The sequence below is a fragment of the Mesorhizobium sp. M0029 genome (assembly GCF_040323735.1).
Classification (GTDB): domain Bacteria; phylum Pseudomonadota; class Alphaproteobacteria; order Rhizobiales; family Rhizobiaceae; genus Mesorhizobium.
In genome coordinates, this window is the sequence record NZ_JAMYVF010000018.1 from 99,855 (window position 1) to 126,000 (window position 26,146).

20 protein-coding genes and 2 pseudogenes are annotated in these 26,146 nt (G+C 62.9%); 10 read left to right on the forward strand and 12 right to left on the reverse strand.

Annotated features, from left to right (window positions below):
• Position 1 precedes the first annotated feature (1 nt).
• Positions 2-1,567, reverse strand: coding sequence for a phytoene desaturase family protein (locus NKJ76_RS25410; protein ID WP_352538636.1), 1,566 nt, complete (start codon positions 1,565-1,567; stop codon positions 2-4).
• Positions 1,554-3,173 (reverse strand): phytoene desaturase family protein, encoded by a 1,620-nt coding sequence (locus tag NKJ76_RS25415; protein ID WP_352538637.1) that lies wholly within the window; start codon positions 3,171-3,173, stop codon positions 1,554-1,556. Before NKJ76_RS25415 ends, NKJ76_RS25410 begins: the two co-directional genes overlap by 14 nt.
• Positions 3,174-3,374: 201 nt before the next feature.
• Between NKJ76_RS25415 and NKJ76_RS25420 the strand changes: the two genes are divergently transcribed.
• From NKJ76_RS25420 to NKJ76_RS25440, 5 genes are all read left to right on the forward strand, one after another.
• Positions 3,375-4,175: a class I SAM-dependent methyltransferase gene (locus tag NKJ76_RS25420; RefSeq protein WP_352538638.1), complete on the forward strand. Its 801-nt coding sequence runs from the start codon at positions 3,375-3,377 to the stop codon at positions 4,173-4,175.
• A 27-nt stretch (positions 4,176-4,202) separates the two neighbouring features.
• The gene (betI, locus tag NKJ76_RS25425) at positions 4,203-4,880 is read left to right on the forward strand and encodes a transcriptional regulator BetI (RefSeq protein WP_352538639.1); all 678 of its coding nucleotides are present in this window, start codon (positions 4,203-4,205) and stop codon (positions 4,878-4,880) included.
• Between the two features lie 58 nt (positions 4,881-4,938).
• Positions 4,939-6,021, forward strand: coding sequence for an ABC transporter substrate-binding protein (locus NKJ76_RS25430; protein ID WP_352538640.1), 1,083 nt, complete (start codon positions 4,939-4,941; stop codon positions 6,019-6,021).
• A 116-nt stretch (positions 6,022-6,137) separates the two neighbouring features.
• On the forward strand, positions 6,138-7,214 hold the full coding sequence (locus NKJ76_RS25435; RefSeq protein ID WP_352538641.1) for an extracellular solute-binding protein: 1,077 nt from the start codon (positions 6,138-6,140) through the stop codon (positions 7,212-7,214).
• Positions 7,211-8,506: a flavin monoamine oxidase family protein gene (locus tag NKJ76_RS25440; protein ID WP_352538642.1), complete on the forward strand. Its 1,296-nt coding sequence runs from the start codon at positions 7,211-7,213 to the stop codon at positions 8,504-8,506. Before NKJ76_RS25435 ends, NKJ76_RS25440 begins: the two co-directional genes overlap by 4 nt.
• Positions 8,507-8,546: 40 nt before the next feature.
• Here the strand turns inward: NKJ76_RS25440 and NKJ76_RS25445 are convergent.
• The 3 genes and pseudogenes from NKJ76_RS25445 to NKJ76_RS25455 form a co-directional block, all read right to left on the reverse strand.
• Positions 8,547-9,621: pseudogene (locus tag NKJ76_RS25445) on the reverse strand (ABC transporter ATP-binding protein).
• 91 nt (positions 9,622-9,712) lie between these two features.
• Entirely contained in the window at positions 9,713-10,537 is an 825-nt protein-coding gene (locus tag NKJ76_RS25450; RefSeq protein ID WP_352538643.1) for an ABC transporter permease, read from the reverse strand.
• Positions 10,534-11,443: pseudogene (locus NKJ76_RS25455) on the reverse strand (ABC transporter permease). The gene NKJ76_RS25450 and the pseudogene NKJ76_RS25455 overlap by 4 nt, the downstream one beginning before the upstream one ends.
• A 292-nt stretch (positions 11,444-11,735) precedes the next feature.
• Here NKJ76_RS25455 and NKJ76_RS25460 point away from each other — a divergent pair.
• A complete protein-coding gene (locus NKJ76_RS25460) occupies positions 11,736-13,148 on the forward strand; it encodes an aminotransferase (protein WP_352538644.1) in 1,413 nt (470 codons plus the stop codon).
• Between the two features lie 15 nt (positions 13,149-13,163).
• On the opposite strand, the gene NKJ76_RS25465 is transcribed toward NKJ76_RS25460, so the two are convergent.
• Entirely contained in the window at positions 13,164-14,366 is a 1,203-nt protein-coding gene (locus tag NKJ76_RS25465) for an aromatic ring-hydroxylating oxygenase subunit alpha (protein WP_023742918.1), read from the reverse strand.
• A 504-nt stretch (positions 14,367-14,870) separates the two neighbouring features.
• On the opposite strand from NKJ76_RS25465, the gene NKJ76_RS25470 reads away from it, so the two are divergent.
• Positions 14,871-15,251, forward strand: coding sequence for a hypothetical protein (locus NKJ76_RS25470; protein ID WP_352538645.1), 381 nt, complete (start codon positions 14,871-14,873; stop codon positions 15,249-15,251).
• 234 nt (positions 15,252-15,485) lie between these two features.
• Here NKJ76_RS25470 and NKJ76_RS25475 read toward each other — a convergent pair whose 3' ends face one another.
• Positions 15,486-17,576, reverse strand: a complete 2,091-nt coding sequence (locus NKJ76_RS25475; protein WP_352511850.1) for a PAS domain S-box protein — start codon at positions 17,574-17,576, stop codon at positions 15,486-15,488.
• A gap of 225 nt (positions 17,577-17,801) precedes the next feature.
• Positions 17,802-18,530 (reverse strand): response regulator transcription factor, encoded by a 729-nt coding sequence (locus NKJ76_RS25480; RefSeq protein WP_023701369.1) that lies wholly within the window; start codon positions 18,528-18,530, stop codon positions 17,802-17,804.
• Between the two features lie 94 nt (positions 18,531-18,624).
• Between NKJ76_RS25480 and NKJ76_RS25485 the strand changes: the two genes are divergently transcribed.
• Entirely contained in the window at positions 18,625-19,329 is a 705-nt protein-coding gene (locus NKJ76_RS25485; RefSeq protein ID WP_023670063.1) for a response regulator transcription factor, read from the forward strand.
• A 71-nt stretch (positions 19,330-19,400) separates the two neighbouring features.
• On the opposite strand, the gene NKJ76_RS25490 is transcribed toward NKJ76_RS25485, so the two are convergent.
• Together NKJ76_RS25490 and NKJ76_RS25495 are read right to left on the reverse strand one after the other, a co-directional pair.
• The gene (locus NKJ76_RS25490) at positions 19,401-19,571 is read right to left on the reverse strand and encodes a hypothetical protein (protein ID WP_023670062.1); all 171 of its coding nucleotides are present in this window, start codon (positions 19,569-19,571) and stop codon (positions 19,401-19,403) included.
• 33 nt (positions 19,572-19,604) lie between these two features.
• Positions 19,605-19,937 carry a hypothetical protein gene (locus NKJ76_RS25495; protein WP_352538646.1) on the reverse strand — a complete coding sequence of 111 codons (333 nt, stop codon included), beginning with the start codon at positions 19,935-19,937 and terminating at the stop codon, positions 19,605-19,607.
• A gap of 331 nt (positions 19,938-20,268) precedes the next feature.
• Between NKJ76_RS25495 and NKJ76_RS25500 the strand changes: the two genes are divergently transcribed.
• Complete coding sequence (locus tag NKJ76_RS25500; RefSeq protein WP_023670060.1) at positions 20,269-20,730, forward strand: L,D-transpeptidase; 462 nt, start codon at positions 20,269-20,271, stop codon at positions 20,728-20,730.
• A 164-nt stretch (positions 20,731-20,894) separates the two neighbouring features.
• On the opposite strand, the gene NKJ76_RS25505 is transcribed toward NKJ76_RS25500, so the two are convergent.
• Complete coding sequence (locus tag NKJ76_RS25505; RefSeq protein WP_352538647.1) at positions 20,895-23,978, reverse strand: efflux RND transporter permease subunit; 3,084 nt, start codon at positions 23,976-23,978, stop codon at positions 20,895-20,897.
• Complete coding sequence (locus NKJ76_RS25510; protein ID WP_023670058.1) at positions 23,975-25,279, reverse strand: efflux RND transporter periplasmic adaptor subunit; 1,305 nt, start codon at positions 25,277-25,279, stop codon at positions 23,975-23,977. The genes NKJ76_RS25505 and NKJ76_RS25510 overlap by 4 nt, the downstream gene beginning before the upstream one ends.
• Positions 25,280-25,428: 149 nt before the next feature.
• On the opposite strand from NKJ76_RS25510, the gene NKJ76_RS25515 reads away from it, so the two are divergent.
• Complete coding sequence (locus NKJ76_RS25515) at positions 25,429-25,965, forward strand: TetR/AcrR family transcriptional regulator (RefSeq protein WP_352538648.1); 537 nt, start codon at positions 25,429-25,431, stop codon at positions 25,963-25,965.
• The last annotated feature ends 181 nt before the right edge of the window (positions 25,966-26,146 follow it).

The window sequence follows — 26,146 nt, forward strand, 5'->3', positions numbered from 1 at the left end:
ATCATCCCTTCATCGCGATGATGCGCCGCGCCGCATTCAAACCGGGAGCACCCGAAACGCCGCCGCCTGGATGCGAACCGGCGCCGGCCAGGAACAGCCCCTCGATCGGCGTGTCGTAGCCCGACCAGCCGGAGACCGGCCGCGACATCAACATCTGGTCGGCCTGCAATTCGCCGTGGTGCCAATGGCCCCCCGGCATGCGGTAGTTGGCTTCGATATCGGCTGGCGTCAAAAGCTCGGCATGCAGCACGGACTTGCCGATACCGGGGGCGTAGGCTTCGAGTTGCGCCATAACAGCTCTGAGGAATTTCGGCTTGCCGGCGTCCCAACCCTCTTTCAGCGCATAAGGCGCGTATTGCACGACAGCCGACAGTACACAGGCGCCGCTTGGCGCGAGCGACGGGTCGGAGAGCGACGGCAGTGTGATCTCCATCACCGGTTCGGCTGAGAACTCGCCATATTTCGACGGGTTGAAGGCGCGCTCGACATGGTCGGGCGAGGGCGCGATAACCAGACGGCCCTTGTGGCTGGCGGCGTCGACGCCGGAAAATTGCGGTGGCCGATCGAGCGCCAGATGGAGCTTCGCCGCGTCGCCCCTCATGCGGATGTTCTTTACCTTGCGCACGAAACCCGTGTCGATCTCGCGCGGGCCGACGAGATCGAGCATTGTGGTCGCCGGGTTGATGGCGGAAACGATCGTTCTGGCGTGCAGCACCTCGCCGCCGTCGAGGGTCACGCCGAGGGCGCGGCCTTTCTCGACGACTATCCTGGCCGCGGGCGCTGCCGTGCGGACGGTGACGCCGGCTTTCTCCGCCGCCGCGCGGATCGTGGCGACGACTGCACCCATCCCACCTTTCGGCAGCATCTGCGCGCCGGTTTTGCCGCCGGTCTCGCCGGCCAGCCGATAGTAGAGGCCGAGCAGGGAGGTCGGCGAACGCGGGCCGAGGTGGCTACCAAGCGTGGCGTCGAAGGCAAGCAGGCCCTTCAGCCTGATATCGGCAAGCTGCTCGTCGAGCAGGTCGGCGACGTTCATCAGGAGAACGCGCAGGAAGTCGCGCATGTCTTCCTTGCCGAGCTTTTTCAGCGCCACGGCCGTCTGGCCGAGCGCTGCGGTTTCAAGCAGCGACATGCCACCGAGATCGGGCGGGCGCCGCGACAGGAACGGTTTCAGGATGCCGGCATAGCGCATGAGTTGCGCGCGCAATTCCTCCCAGGCCGCCTGCTCGGATGGATTAGAGCCGGTCAGCACCTCGCCATAGGCGCCATGCAGGACAAGCGCTGGGCCGTCCTTCGACAAGGCAACCGACGGCATGAAGTCTGTACGGGTGACCTGCAGCCCGTATTTCTCCAGCTCCAGTGTCTTCACCACGTCGGGATGCAGGTGGTTCAGCACATGGGCGATCGACGAGACGCGAAAACCCGGCGCAAACTCTTCGGTGCGCGCCGCGCCGCCGACATCGCCAGCGGCTTCCAGCACCAGCACCTTGCGGCCGGCCTTGGCCAGCGTGGCGGCAGCGACAAGGCCGTTGTGGCCACCGCCAATGATAATGGCATCAAATGACGTCATGGGCCGGGCTCATATGGGAGGTCGATTTGGCGAGGTCGCGCAGGATCTCGGCTGCCGCATTGCGGCCGGGTGCGCCCATGACGCCGCCGCCGGGATGTGTCGAGGAGCCGCACATATAAAGCCCGCCGACCGGCGAGCGGTATTGTGCGTAGCCCGGCACCGGCCGGTTGAACAGCAACTGGTCGAAGGTCAGCTCGCCCTGAAAGATGTTGCCTTCGGTGAGGCCGACCTCGGCTTCGATCTCGCGCGGCGTGCGAACCTCCATGTGAACGATGCGGTCGCGGAAGCCCGGCGAGTATTCCGCGATCTGCGCGACCACGCTTTCGGCGAAGCCGTCGCGGTCGGTATCGGTCCAGTCGCGGCCGTTCACCTTGGGCGGCGCGTACTGCACGAAGCAGCTCATGAAATGCTTGCCCGGCGGCGCCATGGTCGGGTCGAGCGTCGTTGGGATGACCATGTCGAGGAATGGGTCGGCCGACCAGCGACCGGCCTTCCAGTCGTCATAGGCGCGCTCCATGCGCTCCATGGAATCGGTGAAATGCATGTCGCCGCGATAAACGGGTGAATCCTTCGGCAGTGCCGGGAATTCCGGCAGAGAATCCAGCGCGATGTTGACCTTGCCGGAGGAGCCGCGGATCTTGAAGTTCCTGACCCGCCGCAGGAAAATGTCGGGCAGTTCCTTCTCCTCGACCAGTTTCAGGAATGTGCGTTTGACGTCGGCGTTGGAGACGACGAGCTTGCCGTAGACCTCCTCGCCGCCGGCCAGCACCACGCCCTTGGCCTTGCCTCGGCTCACCAGCACATGGTCGACCTCGGCGCCTGTGCGGATAGCGCCGCCGGACGCCTTGAATGAAGCGGCGAGCGCCTTGGTGACGGCGCCCATGCCGCCGCGCGCATAGCCCCAGGCGCCGACCGAGCCGTCGACCTCACCCATATAATGGTGCAGCAGCACGTAGGCTGTGCCGGGCGACATCGGCCCGAGCGCGGTACCGATAATGCCGGACAAAGCGAAGTTCGCCTTGATGACATCGGTCTCAAAATATTCGTCGAGGAATTCCGAGATCGACATGGTCCAGAAGCGCAGCGTCAGCGCCATTTCTTCTGATGACAGGCCGACGAATTTCTTGCCGAGATAGAGAAGCTCTCCGAGGTCGCGCGGCTTGAGACTGGCCGGGTCCGGTGCGGTGCGCATCAGCAGCGGCTGGATGAAACGGCACTGCCGCGTCACGTCGCGCGAATAGCGGTCATAGGCCTCCGCGTCGCGCCCGGAGAAGCGGGCGAATTCGCGCCGGTGCGCATCGTGGTCACGGTAGTTGGCGAGGTAGTCGCCGTCGCGGGTGAACACGGCGCCGCCTTCATAGGAAATAACCTGCAAGCCGAAACTCGGCAGTTCGAGGTCGCGCATGATCTCGGGGCGAAACAGCGAGCAGACATAGGAGCAGTTGGAGTAGAGGAAGCCCGGCGTCAGCTCGCGGCTGGTGGCGGCGCCGCCGACCCAGTCGTTCTTTTCCACCACCAGCACGTCGAGCCCGGCGCGTTGCAAATAGCAGGCGTTGACCAGGCCGTTGTGTCCGCCGCCGATGATGATCGCATCCCAAGCTTTCATTCGCGCCCAGCCTTCATGGTGCTCGACCCTTCATTTTCGCGTCATTTGTCGCCGAACGCGCGGAATTTGGCACGGCAGCGGCTATTCTGTCCAGCCATTCTGAATGAATGTTCAACAAATGATATTGCGTTTTCCTGTTAATACGCTACGCTTTGCCGGCATTCGAACCTGCGCAATTCGGCTGACGGGACTTAAGGTCTGATGATCGAAACGGCAGATGGCGAGCCGGAATATGACGACGCCGCGATCCGCTTCCTCGAGGCGCTGTGGGGCGAGGGCTATCTGTCGCCGGGCGGACCAGACGAGGTCGACCGGGTGGTCGAAGGGCTGTCGCTCAGGGGCAAGACGATCCTCAACATCGGCTGCGGCTCCGGCGGCATCGCGCTGCATCTGGTGGAGCGCCACGGTGCTGCTCATGCCACCGGCTTCGACATCGAGCGGCCGGTGATCGAGGCGGCCAGAAAGCATGCCGCTGCACGAGGGCTTTCAGACCGCGCCAGCTTCGTCCAGGCGCCGCCGGGGCCGCTGCCTTTTGCCGACGCTTCGTTCGATGTCGTCTTCTCCAAGGATGCGCTGGTGCACGTGTCCGACAAGGACGCGCTGTTTGCGGAAATCTTCCGCGTGCTGAAGCCGGGCGGCGTCTTTGCCGCCTCCGACTGGCTGATCGGCCATGACGGCGAGCCGTCATCTGAGATGAAGGCCTATGTCGCGGCCGAAGGCCTGTCCTTCGCCATGGCCTCGCCGGCACGCTATGCGCAAGCGATGCGCAGCGCCGGCTTTGCCGATGTCGCCGTCAGAGACCGCAATTCTTGGTATCGCAAGGTCGCGCGCGGCGAGCTGGAAAGGCTGAAAGGCCCGCTCTACGAGACGGCGGCAGCCGCGGTCGGAGCGGCCTATATCGACAAGAACATACGAACCTGGGAGGCCATGCAGAAGGTGCTTGACAGTGGCGAGCACCGTCCCACTCATCTTCGCGGGTGGAAGCCGGCTGTGGTGGGATAGCCGGCAATGTGGAGCATGACGGCACCGATGAAAGCTGCGCGCGAAGAGCGATCCTCCGACACGTCTGGAAAAACCGAACCGGAAAAACGCGGCCGCAAGGCGTCGAAGGAGGTCAGGCAACAGCAGCTGATCGAAGCGACCATCGATTCGCTGGCCAAGCGCGGTTATTCGGAAACGACGATGGCCGATGTCGCTGACGGCGCCGGCCTGTCGCGCGGCATCGTCAACTTCCATTTCGAGAGCAAGGAGAAGCTGCTCGTCGCCACCCTGGCCAATATGGCCGACGAATATGCGGCGCATTGGCGCGTCGCGCTGACCAAGGCCGGCGAGGATCCAGCCCGGCAGCTGCGGGCGCTGGTCGCCGCCGATTTCGACCGTTCGATCTGCAACAAGCGCAAGCTCGCGGCGTGGTGCGCGTTCTGGGGCGAGGCCAAGTCGCGGCCGACCTACCAGGCGCTGTGCGGCGCGCGCGACGCGGCCTACCAGAGGATCTTCATCGACCTCTGTGCCACGCTCAAGCAGGGCGGTGGTTATGCCTATGAGCCGCAGGTCATGGCGCTGGCGCTCAGCGCCATGCTGGAGGGCTTGTGGCTGCGGCTGATGATGGGGACCGAGGACGTCACCCGTGAGAGCGCGCTGCAGGCGGCAAACGAATTCCTGTCGGCCGCCTTTCCGAAACACTACCCGCCGGACAGCGGACGTTGACAACAACCGGCGGATCCAAGCCGGAGCGAACAATCAGAAACAAAGAGGATGGAACAGCATGAAAAGAATAACCCGACGCCTGACACTGACATTGGCGCTGACGGCGACGCTGGCTGGTTCGGCCGCGCCGATTGCGGTCGCCGCCGACAAGGACCTGATCGTGTTCGACTGGTCCGGCTATGAGGACCCGAGCTTCCACCCCAAATATGTCGAGAAGAACGGCGACTCGCCGATCTTCGCCTTCTTCGGCGACGAGGACGAAGCCTTCGAGAAAGTGCGCTCCGGTTTCAAGGCCGATCTTGGCCATCCCTGCTCGCAGAGCGTGACAAAGTGGCGTGAGGCGGGGCTGCTGCAGCCGCTCGACACCTCGAAGATCACCGGCTGGAAGGATCTCAATCCCGGCATCATGGCGATGAAGGATCTGGCCACCACTTCGGACGGCAAGGCCTGGTTCATGCCGTGGGACTGGGGCAACACCCAGCTCACCTACAACTCCGACAAGATCGACGCGAAGGATGTGCAGTCGCTGAAGGCCTTCGCCGATCCCAAGTTCAACGCGCGGGTCTCAATCGGCGACAATGTCGACGACGCCTATGCGCTGGCCAGCCTTGCCATCGGGCTCAAGGACTGGACCAAGATGACGGACAACCAGTTCAAGCAGGCTTCCGACTTCCTGCGTCAGGTGCACAAAAATGTCCGCTCCTACTGGACCGATACCACCGACGTCGTGCAGTTGCTGAGCGGCGGCGAGGTCGATCTCGCCTGGGCATGGAACGATGCCACGGTACAATCCGTCGCTGCCGGTGTGCCGATCAAGTCCAAGAAGGATACGGACGAAGGCATCTCGACCTGGGTCTGCGGCTACGTGCTGTTCAAGGACGCACCCGGCAATGTCGACAAAGCCTATGACTACCTCAACGCGATCAACGATCCCGAGACCGCCAAGGTGCTGGTCAAGGACTGGGGTTATGGCCAGGCCAACGCCAAGGGCATGGCCGGCGTCGACCCGGCGATCCTGAAAGAAAAGGGCTATGACGACGTGCAGAAATTCGTCGACAAGACCCTGTTCCAATCGCCCGTGCCGTCGTCGCTCAAGCTCAAGATGATCGCCGAATTCGAGAAGATCAAGGCAGGCTACTAAAGCTCTGTCCGGCCTCCTCCGTCTGCCTGTCAGTGCGCCGGGCAGACGGTCTCGCCAAGGCCGCTGAAATTCCGTAACGTCGCCCGGCCGCTTTTCGCGATGAGGAGTTTCGCGCCATGAATTCCATGCTTCGCCGCCTTGCTCTTGCTGCCGCCCTTATGGTCGGCGCAGGCGCCGTGCTTGCTTATGCCGAAGGCGGCGGCGACCTCGTCGTGTTCGACTGGTCGGGTTATGAAGATCCGTTGCTGCACCCCGACTACACCGCCAAATACGGCGCCGAGCCGACCTTTGCTTTCTTCGGTGACGAGGAGGAAGCGTTCCAGAAGATGCGCGCCGGCTTCAAGGCCGACATCGCCCACCCCTGCTCGCAAAGCGTGACCAAGTGGCGCGCGGCCGGCATTCTGCAACCGCTCGACACCTCGCGGATCGCCGGCTGGAAGGATCTCAATCCCGGCATCATGGCGATGAAGGATCTCGCCGTCACCGCCGACGGCAAGGCTTGGTTCATGCCGTTCGACTGGGGCAACACTTCGCTGCTCTACCGCACCGACAAGGTCACGGCGGAGGAAGCGCAGTCGCTGAAGATTTTCGCCGATCCCAAATTCAAGGGCCGCGTCACCATCGGCGACAATGTCGATGACGCCTATGCGCTGGCCAGCCTGGTCATCGGCCTCAAGGACTGGACCAAGATGACCGACGCGCAGTTCCAGGAGGCGTCCGCCTTCCTGCGTGACGTCCACAAGAACATCCGCTTTTACTGGACCGACGACACCGACCTCAACCAGGCCTTTACCGGCAATGAGGTCGACCTCGTCTGGGGCTGGAATGAGACCTTCGTGACGCTCAAGGGCCAAGGCATGCCGATCGCCATGAACCGCGACACCAGGGAAGGCATATCCACCTGGGTGTGCGGCTATGTGCTGATGAAGGATGCGCCGGGCAAGCTCGATCAGGCCTATGATTTCCTCAGTGCGGTCAACGCGCATGCCGTGTCCGATTACTTGGTCAAGACCTTCGGCTACGGCCACGGCAACAGCGCCGGGATGGCCGCGATCGACCATCAGGTGCTGAGCGACCGTGGCTTCGACAATCTCGACAAGTTCTTGGACAAGACCCTGTTCCAGCAGCCGGTGCCGCCTGAGCTCAAGCAGCGCATGGTCACGGAATTCGAGAAGATCAAGGCCGGCTATTGAGCGACAGGACTGAAAGAACCGATGTCGTCATCGTCGGCGCCGGTTTCACCGGCCTGTCGGCTGCGCTTGAGCTGAGAAAGGCCGGCATCGATGTCGTGCTGCTCGAAGCACGCGACCGCGTCGGCGGCAGGGTCGAGGCTATTCGCAACGGGCTTGGCGAGCGCATCGACAGCGGCGGACAGTTTTTCTGCGAAGACATGCCGGAGGTCACGGCGCTTGCCGCGTCCCGTGGCAAGGCCTTCGTCGAAACCTATGTGAATGGCGATTTCATCACCCATCCATCGCTGTCGGTCGAACAGGCCGAACGGACCTATCATGGCGCGATGGCAATCCGCGAGCGGATGAATGCGATCGAGCCGGACGATCCCTCGATCGCCGGCATGAGCGCTGCCGCCTGGCTCGAACGCCAGCCTGATCCCACTGACGCCAAGACGGCCTTCCGCTCGATGATCGAAGGCCTGTGGTGCCTGGCGATGGACAAGGTGCCGCTGTGGTACCTCATCGACAATGACCGCCGCATCACCAACGAGGTGCCCGAGCTGCAATATTCACTGCTTGAAACCATGCAGTCGCTGGCCGAGGACATGGCGGGAGATCTCGGCGACAGGGTTTGGCTGAACGAACCGGTTACGCGCATCGAGCACGGGCCTCAACGGGTTCGTGCCGTCTCGGCGAGCAGCGCCATCGAAGCGCGAAAAGTGCTGGTCGCGCTGCCGCCGGCGACGGCCGCGAAGCTGGATTTCGCGCCCGCTCTGCCGCCGGCTCTCGCAAAGGCGCTCGGCGTCTGGGAAAGCGGCGCGGTGATCAAGATCCTGGTGCGCTATCCCACGCCGTTCTGGCGCGAGCGCGACCTGTGCGGCATGGTGATGTGGCGCGACCTGCCGGGCCTGTTCGCCTGTGACGCCAGCAAGGACGCGCAACATGCCGCGCTGGTCGTCTTCGTCGGCGGACCACTGGCGTTGCGTTGGCGTCCGCTCGCGGACGCGGCGCTGCGTGCGGAGGTCACGGCAAGGCTCGTTGATGCCCTTGGCCCGGAGGCGGCCGACATTATCGATTTCAGCCAGCGCGACTGGATCGATGACCGCTGGAGCGGCGGCGCCTACAGCGACCTTATTGTCGATGTGACGGCACGGGATGCCGAGCGCACGATCCGTGCCGGCGCTGCCCCGGTTCATTTAGCATCGTCGGAACTGTCGCCGTCATTCCCGGGCTATGTCGAAGGCGCTATCGTGATGGGGCGGATCGCAGCCAAACAGATCGCGACGGAACTTAAAATTCTTAGTGGAGCATGATCTTATTCCGAAAACCGGTTCCCACTTTTCGGGATCATGCTCAGTCCGCCATCGCCACCAAGGCCTCCGGATCGTAGCCGAGGCGGATCGAAGTGCCGACGGGGATATCGTCGGCGCCGAAGTCGTTGGTCTCGGTGACCGACAGTGGCTTTTCCAATCCGGGTATCTCGACGATCAGGTGGGTGATCTCGCCAAAATAGTGGCGTTCGACCACCTTGCCGGCCACTTCGAATTTCGCCGTCGCGTTGTCCCACAGCACGCGCAATCGCTCCGGCCTGATGCCCAGCGTGGCGCCGCCGCCATTGCGCACGAAAGCTTTCGGCTTGTCGGTCCGGACGCGGCCGAAGCCCAGCGTGTCGACGACCAGCGAGGCGGCATTCTCCTCGACGATCTCAGCTTTTACGAAATTCATGCCGCCGAGGAAGTCGGCGACTTGGCGGTTGACCGGCCGCTGGTAGATTTCCTTGGGCGAGGCGACCTGGGCGATCTTGCCGCCGAACATTACGGCGATGCGATCGGACATAGCGAGCGCCTCATACTGGTCATGGGTGACCAGCACGAAGGTGATGCCGACCGCCTGCTGCAGGCGGCGCAGTTCGACCTGCATCTGCTCGCGCAATTTCTTGTCGAGAGCCGACAGCGGCTCGTCGAGCAGCAGCACCTTGGGCCGCATCACCAAGGCGCGGGCGAGGCGCCACGCGCTGGCGCTGGCCTCCGGAAAGCTCGGTGGCGAGGCGTTTGCCGAGGCCGGTGAGCGACACCTGCGCCAGCGCTTCCTCGACACGGCGCTTTTCTTCCGTTCCTCCCAGCCTGAGCCGTTTCAGCCCATAGGCGACATTCTGCTCGACATTGAGATGCGGGAAGATGGCATAGCTCTGGAATACCATGTTGGTCGGCCGGCGGTTGGCCGGGATGCCTTCCATCGACTGGCCGCCGACCGAGATCGAGCCGCTGGTCGGGTTGTCGAAACCGGCAATCATGCGCAGCAGCGTGGTCTTGCCGCAGCCGGAAGGGCCGAGCAGCGAAAAGAACTCGCCCTCCTTGATGGTCAGCGAAGCGTCGTCGAGCGCCTTGAACGCCCCATAGCTGCGGGTAACGCTGCGGATTTCGATCATTGCTCGGTCGGTTTGGGGTCGATCAGATTGGGCCCGCTCGGACTTGTCTTGCTTGGATGGCTCATCCTGAGGCCGTTCGGCCCGGGACTGCTCAGGCATAGAGGCCTCCCTCGCTCTGGGTGCGTCTGGCCGCATGGCGGCGCAGGATCTCGGCAACAGTCATCAAAACGAAAGAGGCAACCAGCAGCAGCGTGCCCAGCGCCAACACACCCGGCAGCTTGGCGGCAAAGCGCAACTGGCCCCAGATATAGATCGGCAGCGTCGTCTCGGTGCCGGTCAGGAAGAAAGCGATGACGAACTCGTCGAGCGAGATGGTGAAGCAGACCAGGAGGCTGGAAATGATCGCCGGCGCCACCATCGGTAGCGTCACCCGCCGGAAGGTGCCGAAGGCACTCTCGCCGAGATCGGCGGAGGCTTCTTCGAGGCTGCGGTCAAAGCCCTCGAAACCGGCGGTCAGCACCGTCATCGAATAGGGAATGCAGATCAGGACATGGCCGAGCACGACGGTGAACAGCGACAGGCTCAGGCCTAACTGCAGCATGACCAGCAGCATGGAGATGGCGAGGATGATTTCCGGCAGCACCAGCGGCGCCATGATCAGGCCATTGATTGTGCGGCGGCCGGGATAGCGGTAGCGGGTGATCGAGCGGGCGGCGAGGATGCCGAGCAGCGTCGCCAGCACCGATGCCGAGATACCGACGATCAGGCTGTTCCAGGCGGCGTCAAGCAGCGCCGGCGTCTTCGGCAGGTCTTGGTACCATTTCAGCGTATAGCCGGTGAAAGGAAATTTTGGCGTCGGCGCGGTGTTGATCGAGAAGATCGGCAGGAAGATCACCGGCAGATAGAGAAAGACGACGTAGAGGAAGGCGTAGGCGGACAGCCAGCCGCCGGGAAAAAGGCGCCGCCTCGCCGTCATCGCGCCAGCCTCTGCAGCGCGCGGATGATGAGCACGGTGGCGCCCGCCATCAGCGTCACGACCAGCATGGTGGTCACGGACAATGCCGCGCCGAGTGGCCAGTTGGAGGCCTTATGGAACTGCGACTCGATGGCATTGGCGATCATCACGCCATCCTTGCCGCCGACCAGCTTTGGGGTGACGTAGTCGCCGACGGTGGGGATCATGACGATGAGAGCGGCCGAGATGACGCCCGGCGCCGACAGCGGCAGCGTCACGCGCAGGAAGGAGCGCAGCGGGCCGTCGCCAAGATCGGTGGCAGCCTCGACCAAGGTGCGGTCGACCTTCTCGAGCGAAACGAAGATCGGCAGGATGGCGAAGGCCGCCCAGGCGTGTGTGAGCGTGATGATGACGGCGCTGGAATTGTAGAGTAGCGCGGTCGATGGTTCGTCGATGATGCCGAGGCCCATCAGGCCGGAATTCAGCACGCCATTATAGCCGAGGATGACTTTCCATGACATCACGCGCAGGAGATAGCTGGTCCAGAACGGGATGGTAATCAGGAACAGCCACAGGCTCTTGTGGCGACCGCCATGGAACGAGATGAAATAGGCGATCGGATAGGCGAGGATGACGGTGAAAAAGCTCACCGTCAGGGAAATGTAGAGCGAGCGCCACAGAAGATCGCGGTAGATCGGCTCGGTCAGCGCGATGCGATAGTTCTCCAGCGTGAATGTGTGGTCGATGGTGAGGTAGTTCTGCGTCCAGAAGGAGTGGGCGAAGACCACCAGGATCGGCACCAGCAGCAGGATCAAAGCGTATCGGGCTGATCAGGGCAAGGCCCTGGACGGATTCGGACTGCAGAAGGGCGTTTCGCCTTGCTCGCGTCATGCGCCGCGTGGGCACCCCTTCGGCAGCTACCGTCATTGCAGCGACCCGGGCGTGATCTCGGTTGCTGGCTCGAACTGTTCCGCCATGATGCTCCCATTGACCGGGCCGGCTGCCTGTTCCCAATTTTTGCGGAGCGCGCTTTGCTGGTTGCGCTCCAAGCTTGCCGGCTTTCTTTCATCATGAGCGCATCCGTGCATTGAAATCAAGCGCTTTTTCTGTAATATTGATTGAACGGACATTCAAAATTAAGTGAAGAAAGCCTGCTTTCCTGCCCTTGGCGCTTCGCTTTCTGTCCGGTGAAATTACGCTCAGACGATGCGAGGCAATGATGGCGGCTGCAAGAGACCTAAGAGCGATGGAAATGGCTGACGGTAGCGATGCGGTCGTGCTGGCCAAGCGCCATCTCGTTCAGCCCTGGCCTTATGCCGGCTCCGTCGGCAATGAAGCGCGTGCGCTGATCGGCGAGGGCGATGGCATCTACATCACCGATGTAACAGGCAAGCGACTGATCGACGGGCCGGCCGGCATGTGGTGCATCAATGTCGGCCACCGCCGCGAGGAACTGGCCAGGGTGATGTACGACCAGGCGATGATGCTGTCCTACAACACGCCCTGGTATACGATGAATGCGCCGTCGGCCGAGCTCGCCAAGCGCCTCGCCGATCATGCGCCGGGCGATCTCAGCCATACCTTCTTCACCACCGGCGGATCGTCGGCTGTCGAGACGGCGCTGCGCTTCATGCAGTTCTACAACAATGTGCGCGGGCGGCCGGAAAAGAAGCTGATCCTCAGCCGCGGCGGCGCCTATCACGGCTCGACCTATCTGTCGGCCTCGCTCAACGGCCGGCCGCGCGACCGCGACTGGATGGACGGCGCCGACGATCTGGTCGTCAAACTGTCCTCGCCAGACCCGTTCCGGCGGCCGAAAGGCATTGACATCGCCGCCTTCTGCGATTTCCTGGTCGATCAGTTTCGCGATACGGTCGCCCGCGTCGGCGCAGAGAAGATCGGTGCTTTCGTCGGCGAACCGGTGCAGGCATCCGGCGGCGTCGTCGTGCCGCCGGATGGCTATCTCAAGCGCATTCGCGAAATCTGCAGGGACAACGATATCCTCTATATCTCCGATGAGGTGGTGACCGGCTTCGGGCGGCTCGGCCATGTCTTTGCCTCCGGCGATGGCTTCGGCATCGACCCCGACATGATCACCTTCGCCAAGGGCGTTACATCAGGCTATTTCCCGCTTGGCGGCGTCATCATCTCGGAGCGGCTGCTTCAGGAAATGCGCCGTTCCAACCATCCCGACGCTATGTTCGGCCATGGCCTGACCTATACCAGTCATCCCATCGGCTGCGCGGTGGCGCTGAAGAACCTCGATATCCTGGAAGACAGCGTGCTGGCCCACACGCGCGATGTCGCGCCCTATTTCCAGGCGCAGCTGAGGACGCTGGAGGAACTGCCGCTGGTTGGCGAAGTCCGCGGCATGGGCCTGATGGGCTGCGTCGAGTGCGTAGCCGACCGCGAAAGCAAGGATCCGCTGCAGCTCGACAAGGATGTCGGCAAGCGCATCGACGCGCATTGCCACGAACTCGGCCTCCTGGTCCGGCCGCTGATCAACATGTGCGTGATGTCGCCGCCGCTGATCATCACGCGAGAGCAGATCGACGACATGGTGGCGATCCTGCGTGAGGGGATCTCCCGGACCATGGATGATCTGCGCAAAGAGGGCGTGTGGCAGGGGTGATTGGCAGTTCCGCCCTTACACCTGCGAGCGCATAGCCTCATTGAGGTTCCACATGTCCTTCTCCTCCGGCGCGGTCTCCAGGCCCAGCACCGGGATCTGCTTGCGCAGATGGTCGTGGTGGGTGCGCACACCGTATTCGAGGTCGGAGAGATAAAAACCTTCGAAGGCCTCCGAGATCATGGACTCGTTCGACCAGACGGAAAGCTGCACGTCCTCGTTCATGGTGTCGCGGTCGATGCGGTAGGCGAGATAGCGGGCGGCCGCCTGTTCCCGGGTCTCGTCGGGGTAGCGGTAGATGGCGCCGCGCAGCAGCGTCTCGCCGGTCGACAGCGGGAACTCCTGATAGAACTGCACCGATTCCGGCATGATCGACAGCGCGTTGTTGGGGAAGATGCCGTAATAGATCCAGGCCCTGCGCAGATGCTCCGGCAGGTGTGAGGCATCGGGCGTGAGCTTGATGTATTCGCGCACGCTCCAGCGCCGGCCGGCATGCGGACTGTAGGTGGCAAACGAGCGCGACACGCCGTCGATGAACGGCTCGTCGAAATAGGTCGAGCCGTAGAGATCCTGCAGCGCCGGATGCGCCATGGCGACGTGGTAGCCTTCATTGTCGACGTCGCGCACCGACTTCCAGTTGACCGGCGTTTTCTGTGTCCAGATGCCCCAGGACGGCACCATCTCGGCTACATTGTAGTGGGCCATCTCGGCCTCGATCGGCTTCAACAGTTCGGCCACCGAAGGCTGCGGGCCCCCCTTGCGAAAGCGGACAAAGATGAAGCCCATCCATATCTCAAGGTCGAGCGGCATCAGGCCGAATTCGGTCTTGTCGAGCTCGGGGAAGGAGCGCGGCCGGGCGGCGCCGCGCAGCGTGCCGTCGAGATTGTAGACCCAGCCATGGAACGGGCAGACCAGCGCGTTCTTGCAGGTGCCCTGGCTGTCGGCGACGACACGGCTGCCGCGATGCCGGCACATGTTGTTGAAGGCGCGCACGACGCCGTCCTTGCCGCGCACGATGAGCGCCCGCTCGCCGACCACGTCCATAGTCAGATAGTCGCCGGCATTCGGCACGTCGCAGACATGGCCGGCGATCTGCCAATGGTTGCGGAAGACGTATTCCTTCTCAAGTTCGAGAAGCGCGTCGGAGTGATAACTCCAGCCCGGCAGACCCCGCCGGTCCCAATCATTGGGGATCGCCACGTCACGGAGATGCGGGTTCATAAAAAAGCTCTTCTTTTATTGAATACTCATTCAATAAAACCATATTTTGCGTTGAAATGCAATGGCTTGTAGAAATCTTAACTTTTCAAGTCGGCACAACAGGGCCGGCTGAAAGCCAGAAAATCCCGGAATATCCGGGCGTTAACCGGGGTCGTGAAATAGCTGTCCGGCATGCGGATTTGGCCGTGCCGAGCTTGCAAACACGGCCCGCTCCGAGACGAAAAATACCTGGCGTCCGCAAATTCGATCCGCAGTGTGAGCTTGTTCATAGTGCGGCCGACAGGAAGCGGGCTTGGTGCGTTCGCGGCCCGCCTGTCGTCAACATTTGATTGCCCGCATGAAACAGCTTCGCAAACGCATCTTGCCGTCGGCACATGACCGGATCTGTCCGGATATGCCCGAATTTCTTGTTTCAAACCTGTTACGCGGGCAAACCAAGCGCATCATTCGCCCGTTACCAGGCGCGCTTAGGTTCGTTTCATAAGAAAACGAAGGGGAGCAGCAATGCATACGAAAGTCGAGATCACTAGCAACGAACGGCGCGCCAAACCGGCACTGCGTCAGCGCGCCAGCGACCATCCGGTTGCGATGTTCTCCATGCTGGGCGCCTGCGCTCTGGCCGTCATGTTCCTGACACCGGCTTCCGGTCCGGCCTTCGCTTCGCTCAACCCGCCGGCCAATGTCGTCCAGGGCGCGCTGACCACCATCAAGACCGCCCGGCTGCCGGAGCCGGAAATCGATTTTGCCTGCCAGGGCCAGGCCTGGGGCGCCGAGAGCGCGGAGTGCCTGCGCGTCATCGCCGCCCAGTCCGGCGTGCACAAGGCGCGTGCCGTCCGCATGATCGCCAACGCAGCGCCGCTGACCACGACACCCAACGTTTTCTGAACCTCCCGAGCGCTTCCTCCCGCGCTCGTTCTTGGCTCCCGCCGCTTCCCTCGGTCGGGAGCCTCTTTTTTAGGGTCTATCGAGATTCGGGTGAGGCCGGCCTGCGCATGGAGGTTCCCTGCGCTTCCGGTGCTCGCGTACTTCAAGTACGCTCCGCTCCGGTTCTCGGGAACCACCATTCTCGACTCGGCCTGACCCGAATCTCGATAGACCCTACGTGGGTGCTTCGAAAACTTAGCCGGCGGCGGCGACCTGATCGGCTATTGCCGAGAGTACGCCGCGGACGTCCAGCGTCGAGAACGGCTTTTCCAGGATTTGCGGGCGCTGCGGCGCCGGCAAGGCTTCGATCTCGGCCTTGGCGCCGATCAGGTCGCCGGTGACCAGCACGAAGCGTTTGGCCAGCGCCAGGTTGTCGGCGAGCAATTCGCGGTAGATGGCAATGCCGCTGGTGCCGGGCATGCGCAAGTCGGAAAAGACGATGTCTGGCGGCATGTGGCCGGTCAAGGTCGCCGCTGCCGACGTCCAGGCCGGCACAACCCGCGACTTGATACCCATCAGTTCCAGGATGTCGGAGAGGGAGCCGGCGACGTCGGGTTCGTCGTCGATGATCAGCGCATAGCGCAAGCCGCTGGAACGAGCCGGGCTGTCGCCGGCTGCTGCCGCGCCGCCGGTGATTACCGGCAGCTGGACGACGAAGCGCGCGCCGCGCGGCAGCACCTCCTCGAACCAGATATTGCCGTTGTGGCGCTCGACGATCGATTTCGAGATCGACAGGCCGATGCCGGTGCCGACGCCGACCGGCTTGGTGGTGAAATAGGATTCGAAGATGCGGCTGCGGATCGCCTCGGGAATGCCCGGTCCGTTGTCCTCGACCGAAAACCCGGGGTTGCCGCGATCGCTGCGGAATGTCCGCACCTTGATCAGGCGGTCGCCGCCGATACCGGCCAGAGCGTGTTGGCTGTTGATCAGGAAATTGGCGGCCACCTGCGTGACGTGGTCGGCATCGGCCATCGCCAGCAGCGGGCCGGGCGCGAAATCGGTGTCGATGATGATGCCGCTCGAGCGTGCGCCATAGGCGGTCACTTCGAGTGCCGCGCGGATCACCTGGTTGAGATCGGTCTCGGCCTGCGCCGCCGGATGCAGGCGCACCATCGACAGGAAGCTTTTGACGATGCGGCCGCAGCGCTCGGCAGCGGCGCGCACTTTCTCGGCGCGAACCTTGGTCTGCGGGTCGGTGGCGAATTCATGCAGCAGCGTCGACTGAGCAACGACCACGGCGAGCGGATTGTTGAGCTCGTGCGAAACACCGGCCAGCAGCGAACCCATCGCCGCCATCTTCTCGTTCTGGTGCAGTTTTTCGCGCTGGCGGTTGATCTCTTCTTCGGCGCGCAGCTTATCGCGCAGATCGCGGATCGAACCGAAGATGAGCTGACGGTCGGCCACCCGCATCTCGGTCGCCGTCAATTCGATGGGAAACACCTCGCCGGCCGCATTCTGTGTCACGGTCTCAAGCCGCTGGCCAACCATCGGCGCGCCGCGGCCAGACATGTATTCGGCGCCCGAGACATAGCCCTTGCGGTAATATTCCGGCACCACGGTATCGAGCAGGTCCTTGCCGAGGATGTCGCTGCGCTGATAGCCGAACATCTTTTCGGCGGCCGGATTGAATTCGATGATCGAGCCGGTCTCGTCGATGACGATGATGGCGTCGAGCGACGCCTGCAGCATGGTGCGGCGGATGACTTCGCTGGCATGGGCGTCGGACGGCGAGTGCTCGATGGCGTCGCCGATGGCGAGCGCGATGATGTGCATCGTCGCCTCTTCCTCTTCGGTCCATTCGCGCTCGTTTAGGCAGTCATTGACCGCGAACGTGCCCCACAGATGACCGTGCGCGAACACCGATACCGACAGGAACGACTTGATGTGCTGCTTTTCGAAATCGGCCCTGAGGAACCCGTCGAGATCGCGCGTATGGCCGGCGAAGATTTTGCCTTGCCGCTCGTCCTCTCCAATCCGCTCCAGCAGCGGATCGGTATCGACGATCGACTGCATGATCACCGTCGGCGAAGCCAGTTCGCCGCCGAAGCGAGGATCGATCCAGTAGGCGGCGACCGATTGGGCGAAGCCCTGGCCGGGCAATTCGCGCAGCCTGAACAGGATGCCGCGCTGGCAATTCATGGCGCTGCAGAGCGTTTCGAGGATGGTTTCCATCTCGCGCTGCCAGTCGCCGGCATCGCGCAACCGGCGGACGACTCGCACAGCCGTCATCGCGGCGCTCTGGCGAGCGCCTTGCGGGTCCATGCGTGGTGCTGGTTCAGCGGTCATGTCAGCCATCAGTAAAGGGCCGTCGGATTAGGCAGCTATGGAGCATTTCACGAAAAAGGTGAAACGCTCCATGTTTCAATGCAATCCCGAACGGAAAATCGCTACGTACTGTTCCTGGAATTGCTAGAGCGTTTCACCGTTTCACGGAAACGGAGAAGCGCTCTATCTCTTTGTTTTTACGCAATTCCGGGCGGAAAAACCGCGTACACTTTTCCTGTAATTGCTCTAGTGCCCGTCACCGGTCGGCAGCGAGAAGATATAGCCTTCGCCGCGCACTGTGCGCAAAAATTTCGGATTGGCCGGATCGGTTTCGATCTTCTTGCGCAGCCGCATGATGCGAATGTCGACGGCGCGCGACGATTCAGGATCCTCAACAAAACCAATCGCCTCGGAGATCGCCGATCGCGTCAACAGCCGGTTGGCGCGGGTCAGGAAAACCTCCAGCACATCGAACTCGCTCTTGGCCATGTCGATGACGGCGCCGTTGGCGCCGGTGACAAGCCTGCCGTCGAGGTCGGCCTGGAACGGGCCGAAGGTCAGGCGGCGGCCGCCATCGGCTTGTGTCTTCGCCGCCTGGGGCGGGCTCGGCTGCGGAACGCGGCGCAGCACGCTGCGCACACGAGCCAGCACCTCACGCAACTCGTAGGGCTTGACGATGTAGTCGTCGGCGCCAAGCTCCAGCCCGACAATGCGGTCGAGTGCGGTGCCGGCAGCCGTGGCATAGATGATGCCGACCGGTATTTTCGAGCGCAGCCAGCGGCCGAGCGACAGTCCGTCCTCGCCCGGCATGGCGATGTCGAGAATGGCCAAATGAAACGGTTCCGTCTCCAGCAAGGCGCGCGCCTCGGCCGCGCTTCCGGCCTGGGTCACATCGTAGCCGTTGGCGCCGAGATACTCGGCGACCGCGTCCCGGAGATCGGGCTCGTCCTCGACGATGACAATCCGTGCCCGCACTATGGCCTCGCTCCCGCTTTCAGCGGAAAGTAGATTGGGTATAAACATGATGTCCAGCACTCATATCCGGTTGCGGGGGAACGGGAAGAAAAACATGGCTGCACGATCCGTCATCGCGCTGGTTTCCGTCGCCGATGTGGTGGCCGGCGATCTTGCCGATCATCTCGACCGGCGCGGCCATGACGTGCGCGAGGCGCGGCAGCCCTGGGAAGCTGAATCCCTGCTTTCGGCCGGAGGCATCGATATCGTCATCGTCGGCGACAGCCTCAGCCAGGCGGAGGGGCGGGACCTGCTCAGGCGTTATGGCGGCGGCCAGAGCGCGGACGGGAAGGCGGGGCCGGATTTCATCCTGATCTGCCGGCCGGCCGATCTGGTCGACAAGGTGCTGGCGCTCGAGCTTGGCGCCGCAGATGTCGTCGAAAGTCCGCTCAATGTCAGGGAGCTTGCCGCGCGCATCGGCGGCCTGCTGACGCGGCGCGGCAGGTCCGCCCAGGAACTGATCGTGCTGGAAAATGCCACCGTCGATTTGCGGTCGGCCATCGTCATGCACCGTTCGGGTACGGAAGAACAGCTGTCGCCGGGCCAGGTGGCGCTGCTCAGGCTGTTTCTGGCCAGCCCGCGCAAGGTGCTGACGCGCGACGACATCATTGCGGCGGCGCCCGCCGAAAATGCCGATGCCTTCGACCGCTCGATCGATTCGCGCATCGTGCGGCTCCGCCGCAAGCTCGACACCGAAACCATCACAACTATACGCGGCGCAGGCTACCGGTTCGACCCGCCGACGCAGCGCGCCGACTGAGGGTTGGGAGGCTGGATTGTTTCTCGGCTCGCCCAAAAAAGCTGCGCAATCTTGGGCGCCATGCATAGGCGTCAGCGCACCACCAGAAGCGATGGTCCCGACGGCAATTCGCTGGCGACTACGATTTCGCTGGCGGCATGGGCGCGGTCCTTCAGGAGAACCGTGGCGAGACCGGCAAAGCCGAGCAGGCCTTGTGCATAGAGCAGTACCGAAAGCACGGAGGCTGCAGATTTCGTCTTCATCGGTTATCCCCAAAAATCAGAACCGCGGGTGCTTCAGGATAAACCCGAAGTGCCCGCGTCGCCCACGGAGCCCCCCGTTGCGACGCGGGCCTTCGGTCCTCTCGGCAGCAAGTTGCCGGAGGGGCCGCGCATCCACTTCAACCCGAGGCCGACCCGCCAGAGGGCCCTGAGACGGTTGATGCGCAGACTGGAGACAATCCAGACCAAGGCTATGAACAGCGCGGCATGCAGCGTCGAAATCTCACCCGAATTCATCACCGCCAGTTTCGTCATCGGGGCGCCGGCTACTGTGCCGATGCCGCCGACGACAAATGCGGCGATGCTTATCCTGAAGAGCCAGGACAGGGTGGTCGATTTGATGCTCATTTTTCGTTGGCGCCGGCTGTTCTCGTTGGGATGACTTTGCCGTGAGCCTGTAACCAGATCATGCCGCCCAGGCCGCGCTTTGTTGCAAGTCGGTTTCGAGCGAAGCCAAACTTCTTTCATATAAAGAGATCAGCACTTTCGTTTGGCGGCCCGGTCGTGATCGGGAATGCGCAGCACAGGCGGAGCACGCTTCCCTTGTCCACCTTGCTTGTTAACCAGAGGAAACAGATTCGAAACACAAACGAGCCTCAGCGAAGTCAGTCTGAAACATGGCGCGGGGATAAGGCGGCCACCGAATTGACGCCGGCACGACCGGCAAAGGGGAGCCATCATGTACAAAGCCATTTCCGCCAAACTCATCAACGTCACCGCCGCAGCCGGCGGCGCCGCGCTTCTGCTTGGCGCCGCCAACAGCACCGCCCATGCCGCGGCAAACCAGATCGTGGCGCGTGTTTCGCTGTCGCAGCAGACCATGGAAGTGCTGGTCGATGGTCGGCCGACTTTCGCCTGGAAGGTCTCGACCGGCGACAGTGCGCATGTCACGCCGACCGGCTCGTTCAAGCCGACCCGCATGCACGAGATGTGGCATTCGAAGAAATACGACAACGCGCCGATGCCGCATTCGGTCTTCTTCAGCGGCGGCTACGCCGTGCATGCGACCAACGCCATCAAGCGGCTGGGACGGCCGGCGTCGCATGGCTGCGTGCGGCTGCATCCCGACAATGCCGCCGACTTCTACCAGTTGGTCGAAACCTTCGGGCCGACCAACACCAGCATCGTCATCGTCAAGTAGCAGACTGCGTTTGGAGCGATGGTGCAGCGCAGCCGGCCAGGTCATGCCGCACCGCAAGTTCCCGCCTGAAGCTCCATCAGAGCTTCGCGGTAAATCAATCCAGTCAAAAAAGAGGCCGGAAATTTCCGGCCTCTTTTCGTTTGTTCGCTAACGCCGTTCGCAGCTCAGTCCGCGTGCACCGGCATCAGCTTCGGGTCTGGCTTTTCGGCGTGGTGCGGCAGGTCCTTGCTGGCGATGAAGGTGTAGAACATCGGCACCACGAACAGGGTGAACATGGTTCCGACCAGGATGCCGGTGAAGATCACGAGGCCCATCGAATAGCGCGCCGCCGCACCAGCACCACTGGACACGATCAGCGGCACGACGCCGAGCGCCATCGCCGCTGTCGTCATCAGGATCGGCCGCAAGCGCACCTTGGCCGAGGCGACGATCGCATCGCGCCGCCTCATGCCATGCAACTCGCGCTGCTGGTTGGCGAACTCGACCAGAAGAATGCCGTGCTTGGTGATCAGACCTATCAGTGTGATCAGGCCGACCTGCGTGTAGATATTGAGCGTTCCAAGCCCCAGATTGAGCGGCACGATGGCGCCAAAGATCGACAGTGGCACCGCCATCATGATGATCAGCGGGTCGCGGAAGCTTTCGAACTGCGCCGCCAGCACCAGATAGATGACGATTACGGCGGCTGCGAACGCGATAAGGATCGTGTTGCCCTGCTCCTTCTCCTGCCGGGACTGGCCGGAATAATCGATGAAGAAGGTATCGGGCAGGCTCTCCTTGGCAAGGTTCTCCAGGGTCTGCAGCCCGTCGCCCGTGGTGACGCCGGGAAGCGGCAGCGCTGATATCGTCGCCGAGTTCAGCTGGTTGAACTGCTCGATCGCGGCCGGCGCGGCGTTGGTCGAAATCTTCACCACCGCTGAAAGCGGCACCATTTCGCCGGTCACGCTACGCACGAAATATTCGCCGAGCTTCTCGGGATTGTCGCGGAATTCCTTCGGCACCTGCGGGATGATGTCGTAGCTGTTGGAGTCGCGGTCGAACTGAGCCACTTCGGCGCCGCCGACCAGCAGCGTCAGCGTCTGGCCGATGTCGGCGATCGGCAGATTGAGAGCCGCCGCGCGGTCGCGGTCGATGGTCACCGTCACCTGCGGCGCGTCGTATGACATCGAGTTTTGCACGACGATGAAGCGGCCGGAGGCCTGCGCCTTGTTCTTAATCTGCTCGGCCGCCTCGTAGACCTCCGCGGAACCACCGGTCGAGCGCACCACCATGGAGATCGGCAGGCCGCCGCCGGAGCCCGGCAGCGTCGGCGGCGCGAAGACGAAGGCCTCGACGCCGGCCACCTTGCCGAGGCGTCCCTGGATATCGGCTTGAAGCTCCTTTGAGTTGCGCTGGCGCTCGGCCCAATCCTTGAAGGCGAAGCCGACAAAGGCGCCGTTGGTGGCGCCGCCAAAGGCAACGGCGGAGAATTGCGCCCTGGTTTCGGGAATGTCCTTCACCAGGCCGAGGATCTGGTTGACGTAGGTCTCGGTGTAGTCCGAGGTCGCGTAGCGCGGTGCCGTCACGATAGACAACAGGAAGCCCTGGTCCTCTTCCGGCGCCAGTTCGCTCGAGGTCTTGGTGAACATGAAGCCGGTGAGCGCAACCAGCGCCACGACCATCAGCAGCGTCACCGGTCGATTTCTCAAGGAGGCGGTGACCGCCCGCTCATAGACATGCTCGACACGGCTGAAGGTTCCGTCGACGACGCGCTGGAAGCGACTGTGCGATCCCGTCTTGAGCAGACGCGCCGCCATCATCGGCGTGATGGTGACGGCTATGAGGCCGGACAGCACCACCGAACCGGCGAGCGTCACCGCGAACTCGCGGAACAGCGCGCCGGTCAGGCCGCCGGTGAAGGCCAGCGGCGCGAACACGGCGGCGAGCGTGATGGTCATGGCCACGATGGCGGAGAAAATCTCGCGCATGCCGTTGAAGGCCGCCTGCATCGGCGACATGTGGTCCTCCTCCATGTGGCGATGGATGTTCTCCACCACCACGATAGCGTCGTCGACGACAAGGCCGATGGCCAGCACCATGGCCAGCAGCGACAGAAGGTTGATCGAATAGCCGACCGCAAACAAAAGGAAGCAGACGCCGACCAGCGACAGCGGGATGGTCACGATCGGCATCATCACCGAGCGGAATGAGCCGAGGAACAACAGGATGACCACGACGACGATGGCGACGGCTTCGGCGATGGTCTTGAACACTTCATCGATCGAGGCGCTGATCTGTTCGGTGGAATCGTAGACGATTTCGATGGTCATGCCTTTCGGCAGCGTCTCTTGAATCAAAGGCACGATCTTGTGGATCGCCTCCGCCGTTGTCAGCGGGTTGGCGGCCGGCGTCGGGAAGATGGCGAGGAAGGTGCCGGGCTTGCCATTGAAGCTCACCCTCGTGTCGGTGCTCTCGGCGGCAAGCTCGACTCGCGCCACGTCGCGCAAGCGCACCACCTGGCCGTCCGTCGAGCGCAGCGGAAGCTCGGCAAAGGCCTCAGGCGTCTGCAGCGTCGAGCGAACCGTGATCGAGGAGACGACATATTCGTTCTCGGTGTTGCCGGGCGCCGACAGGAAGTTGGAGTTGTTGATCGCCGCCAGCACTTCGGCGGCGGTGACGCCACGCGCAGCAAGCTTGACCGGGTCGATCCAGACCCGCATCGAATATTCCTCGGCGCCGAAGATCTGCACGTCGGCGACACCTTCGACCGTCGACATGCGGGGCCGCACGACGCGCTCGATATATTCGGTGAGCTGCTCCTTGCTCATGTTCGGATTCTGCATCGAGATGTACATCATCGCGAACTCTTGGCCGGTGCCCTTGACGATGACCGGGTCCTTGGATGCATCCGGCAAGGTGCCGCGTACGCCCTGCACCTTCGACAGGACCTCGGTGAGCGCGACATCCGGATTGGAGCCGAGCTTCATCTGGACGACCACAGTGCTCGAAGACGGCCGGCTGGACGAGGTGACGTAGTCGATGTTCTCGGTCGAGGCGACGGCCCGCGCGATCGGGGCGGAGATAAAGCCCTGGATCAGGTCGGCGCTGGCGCCGGGATAGGCGGTGGTGATGGTGATCGCCGTCTCGTCAACCTTGGGATACTGCCGGATCGACAGGTTGAAGATGCCCTGGAAACCCAGGAGCAGGATCATGCAGGCGAGGACGGTGGAGAGGACCGGCCGGCGAATGAAGATGTCGGAAAAGTTCATTGCTGAGCCTGCTGGTTAGCCGACTTGCTGGGGTCAATGGTGTTGTCGACAGCGACGGACATGCCGTTGAAGAGACGGTTCTGACCGGCGGTGACGACCTCGTCACCGGCCTTGATGCCCTCGATGATCTCGACCATGCCGTCGTTGCGGCGGCCGGGCTTCACGAACACCTGCGACAGCACGAGCGCCGGCTTTTCCGGTTCTGCCGCGGGCTTCGCGGGGTCGACAGCCGGCTTGTCCGCGGGCTTCGCCGCGGCGTCTTCGGCAGCCGGTTTCGCGTCTGCCGGCTTTGCATCTGCCGCCGGCTTTGCTGCGTCGGCCCCTGCAGCAGGCTTTTCCTCGGGTTTCGCGGCTGGGGCGCCTTCCGCCGGCTTCGCCGGAACGACGACGAAGACGAAGTCGCCATAGAGGCTCGACGTCAATGCCGTCTGCGGCAAGGACAGAATGTTTTTCTCCTGCGGCAGCTCGACGCGAACCTGGACGAACTGGCCGGGCGTCAGCTTGCCGTCAGGGTTGGCGACCTCGCCGCGGACGGACACCAGGCGGCTTGAAGCGTCGATCTTGGGATCGATGCCGCGAATGGAGCCGGCAAACGGCATGTCGGCGCCGCCGCCGGTGCCGCCGAGGCCGAGCCGCACCGCCTGGCCTATCTTGAGCAGCGGCAACTGCTGTTCGGGTACCGAGAAATCGACCCGCATGGTGTCCAGATCCTGCAAGGTCACCACTGCGTTGCCGGGCGAGAGATATTGGCCGAGGTCGATCTTGGGGATGCCCACGGTGCCGGCGAACGGCGCCGTCAGCTGCTTCTGATCAAGCACGGCCTGCAGCTTGTTGACCTGCGCCGCGGAAGCCGATGCAGCGGCTTGAGCGGTGTCGAGCGTGGCGTCCGTGCCGACGCCGCGCCGTTGCAGTTCCAGCGCGCGTTCGAGTGCCGTCTTGTCGGACACGGACTGCGCCTTGGCCGCGACCAGATCCGCGCGTTCGACGGCATCGTCGAGCTGCAGCAGGACCGAATCGACAGGCACCTTCTGGTTGGCATGGAAAAGGATGTCCTTGACGATGCCGCTGGTCTCGACGGTAAGGTCGACACCGCGCACGGCGCGTACCGTGCCGATCGCCTCGACGCCCGGCGTCCAGTCGGAAGGCTTGACGACAACCGTCGATACGGTCGTCGCCGGCGGCTTCATGGTGGCGAAATACTGTTTGATAGCGTTATCGCGGAACAGGTTGAAGCCGACAACGCCGACGCACACCAAAGCGAGCAGAAGCAGAATTGCGGTGATAGAGATGAAGCGCTTCACGAACTGTCCCCTCGGCCGATGTCCGGCAAAATAGCCGAATAGCGGGACACTTATCGACGCCAGGTCCCGATTACAAATGACGGCGAACTTACTGTACCGTCTGGACGGTCTTGTCAATTCCGCCTAGGCTGGTGCGGGGGAAGGGATCGATGAAGACCCGAAGGGCAAATTCGCGCGACAAGATACTCGCCGCCGCCGCCGATGTCGCACGCGAGGCCGGTCCCGGCAGCCTGTCGCTTGACGCCGTCGCCAGCCGCGCCGGCGTGTCGAAAGGCGGCCTGTTATATAACTTTCCGACCAAGGCCAAACTGATGCAGGGCCTGGTGGAGAATTACCTGCGCGCCTTCGAGCTGGCGCTGGAATCGGGCCGTGTCGCCGGCGCCAGCGGCGAGAGCCTCCTCGCCACCTATATCCGGCTCTCGGCGGATGATTGTGAGGAGCCGAAGCCGACGGCTTCGTGGATATTCTCTGCGATCGCCGAGGATCCGGATTTCCTGACGCCGATAAAAGCCTTCAAGTCACAGCTGCTGCAGCGGCTGAAGAGCGAGACGCCGGACCTCAAGACGCTGCTGGTCTGCTTTCTGGCCATCGAAGGGCTGCGCAGCATGAACCTCTTCGATTCCGACGTGCTGTCCGCCGACGAACGCCACTTGCTGGTATCGGCCCTACTGGAGATTGCGGGATAGCTTAGGGCGTCGCGGTCGAAGAAGCGATACGGGCCGGGCGGAAAGGACGGTTGGTGAGCGGCATGGCATAGGCACGCATCACGACATCGGCGATTTCAAGCTACAGCCCCCCTGATTCGTTGGATCGATGGTTCAGGAATGACTGCGCGAATGCGCGGCCGACTATGTTGCGCCGCACCAT

Excerpts from the sequence above, each read along its gene's own strand:
- NKJ76_RS25410 (WP_352538636.1), bottom strand. The coding sequence starts at position 1,567 with ATGACGTCATTTGATGCCATTATCATTGGCGGTGGCCACAACGGCCTT.
- NKJ76_RS25415 (WP_352538637.1), bottom strand. The coding sequence starts at position 3,173 with ATGAAAGCTTGGGATGCGATCATCATCGGCGGCGGACACAACGGCCTG.
- NKJ76_RS25420 (WP_352538638.1), top strand. The coding sequence starts at position 3,375 with ATGATCGAAACGGCAGATGGCGAGCCGGAATATGACGACGCCGCGATC.
- betI (WP_352538639.1), top strand. The coding sequence starts at position 4,203 with ATGAAAGCTGCGCGCGAAGAGCGATCCTCCGACACGTCTGGAAAAACC.
- NKJ76_RS25430 (WP_352538640.1), top strand. The coding sequence starts at position 4,939 with ATGAAAAGAATAACCCGACGCCTGACACTGACATTGGCGCTGACGGCG.
- NKJ76_RS25435 (WP_352538641.1), top strand. The coding sequence starts at position 6,138 with ATGAATTCCATGCTTCGCCGCCTTGCTCTTGCTGCCGCCCTTATGGTC.
- NKJ76_RS25450 (WP_352538643.1), bottom strand. The coding sequence starts at position 10,537 with ATGACGGCGAGGCGGCGCCTTTTTCCCGGCGGCTGGCTGTCCGCCTAC.
- NKJ76_RS25460 (WP_352538644.1), top strand. The coding sequence starts at position 11,736 with ATGGCGGCTGCAAGAGACCTAAGAGCGATGGAAATGGCTGACGGTAGC.
- NKJ76_RS25465 (WP_023742918.1), bottom strand. The coding sequence starts at position 14,366 with ATGAACCCGCATCTCCGTGACGTGGCGATCCCCAATGATTGGGACCGG.
- NKJ76_RS25470 (WP_352538645.1), top strand. The coding sequence starts at position 14,871 with ATGCATACGAAAGTCGAGATCACTAGCAACGAACGGCGCGCCAAACCG.
- NKJ76_RS25475 (WP_352511850.1), bottom strand. The coding sequence starts at position 17,576 with ATGACCGCTGAACCAGCACCACGCATGGACCCGCAAGGCGCTCGCCAG.
- NKJ76_RS25485 (WP_023670063.1), top strand. The coding sequence starts at position 18,625 with ATGGCTGCACGATCCGTCATCGCGCTGGTTTCCGTCGCCGATGTGGTG.
- NKJ76_RS25490 (WP_023670062.1), bottom strand. The coding sequence starts at position 19,571 with ATGAAGACGAAATCTGCAGCCTCCGTGCTTTCGGTACTGCTCTATGCA.
- NKJ76_RS25495 (WP_352538646.1), bottom strand. The coding sequence starts at position 19,937 with ATGAGCATCAAATCGACCACCCTGTCCTGGCTCTTCAGGATAAGCATC.
- NKJ76_RS25500 (WP_023670060.1), top strand. The coding sequence starts at position 20,269 with ATGTACAAAGCCATTTCCGCCAAACTCATCAACGTCACCGCCGCAGCC.
- NKJ76_RS25505 (WP_352538647.1), bottom strand. The coding sequence starts at position 23,978 with ATGAACTTTTCCGACATCTTCATTCGCCGGCCGGTCCTCTCCACCGTC.
- NKJ76_RS25515 (WP_352538648.1), top strand. The coding sequence starts at position 25,429 with ATGAAGACCCGAAGGGCAAATTCGCGCGACAAGATACTCGCCGCCGCC.